Annotated in this window: 1 protein-coding gene; it reads right to left on the reverse strand. The window is 67.2% G+C overall.

Annotated elements, in window-relative coordinates:
- On the reverse strand, positions 1 to 1294 hold a 1294-nt coding region (locus Ahu01nite_RS49990; RefSeq protein ID WP_203843834.1), incomplete at its 3' end, for an NsdA family TPR-like regulatory protein.
- Positions 1295 to 1587: the final 293 nt, after the last annotated feature.

Consider the following 1587-nt stretch of genomic DNA (forward strand, 5'->3'; position numbering starts at 1 on the left):
AGATCTTCCGCATGAGCGTCAGGAAGGACTCGACCGCAGGCCGCTTCCGCCACGGATGCAGATTGACACTGAGTCGCCCCAGTTCTTGGACGGTGCGGGTTGAGCCGGCCGCGATCGCTCCGGACATGATGGCCGTACCCACCGATGCGGCCTCGTCGGGGCGGGCTGCCGCTGCCAGAGCTTGTGCGTGCAACGCGGAGAAGTAGGCGTAGTCGCGGGTCGAGAACGTGGTCGGCGTCAGCGAGGTTTCGTAGGTTGCTGCGGCTTCCTCGGGGCGTCCCGATTCGCCGTAGCAGATAGCGGTCTGCACTCTGAACAACAGTGCGTCGTAGTGCGAGGCCAGCGGCGTCTTGTCTGCCGGCCCTTGCTCGAGCAGGTCGCGTGCCCGCTTGAGGGTGTCGTCAACGTCGGTGCGGCTCGACTGGAGCATGGCCAGGCCCCGCGCCTGCTGTTGGAGCGCCTCGGCCATGACGCGGGCGGGTAGTTGCCAGGGCCCGGATTGGACGGCTTCGGCAAGGCCAAGCATGCGAGTGGCATCGCGGGCATCCCACGCCGATTGGCTCTTCTTGATCAGGATGTACCCGGGCATGGCGAAGTCGGTTGCTTCCATCGCCCACTCGGATGCCCGGTCGCGCCAGTAGTCGGCGGCCGCCGGATGTCCCGCGTCGCGGTAGAGCCAGCCGGTGAACTCCGCGGCCCGCGCGCCGACGCGAAGCAGCGGGCGCCGCACGGCCCATTTGACCGATCGGGCGTTGCGCTGAACGATCGCCAGGATGCCCAATGCGCCAGGTAGGGCGTAGCGGGGCCCGTGGAGGCCGTCGTCGACGGCGCACCGGGCGAGTTCGTCGTCCAGGAAGCCGACGAGAGTCTCGTCGAGGTACCGCCGGGCGTCGCGGGCGACGGCGTCGATGCGGTCGAGGTCGTCCAGCGTTAACGCCGGTGCGGCGATGCCGAGGCCCGGCCCGGGTGACAGGGCCACCGCGGAGTCATCGTTCGGTGGGTCTTCCCGTGCCGGGGGCCAGGGCGGGCTGGAGCGCTGGAGGGTGGCTTCGGCAGCTGCGGGTGGCGGTAGGACAGGTATCGCGTCGGTCGGTCTGACCCTGCGGTTGGCCAGGCCGATCTCCGCGTCGGTGTCCACCTTTAAGATCGTGCGAAAGGCCTGGCGCCGGTGACTCCGTGGGTACGAGACGACACCACGTTCAATCTTGCCGATGTCGTTGGCGGTGACGGGACCGTCTTGACTGCGGGGGTCCACAATTTTGTTAACGAGCTCTGCGAGCTCGTCCTGAGACATCGGGCCATCGCCGGTGGCCGATTCCAGACGCAGTCGTGCGGCACGGAACAGTAGGTTGGGCGGCCGTCGCGACGAGGACATGGCTCCTGTGATCACCACCGGGCGAGGTCTTGTGGATCCTGAGTGTAACGGCACCTCTCATTATCTGGGAACAGGGTCCGCTTCGAGTCACTCGACGAGGCAGTGCGGCGGCCGTCGAGACTTCCGCTGAGCAGATGTCCACATACGACTCCCTGGCCATGGCCGAGGAATGCGGCGTCTCGACGGTTTGGAACCCGCATCGTCATCGCCGC

Origin of the sequence: Winogradskya humida (assembly GCF_016862215.1) — a bacterium.
Taxonomy (GTDB): Bacteria; Actinomycetota; Actinomycetes; order Mycobacteriales; family Micromonosporaceae; genus Actinoplanes; species Actinoplanes humidus.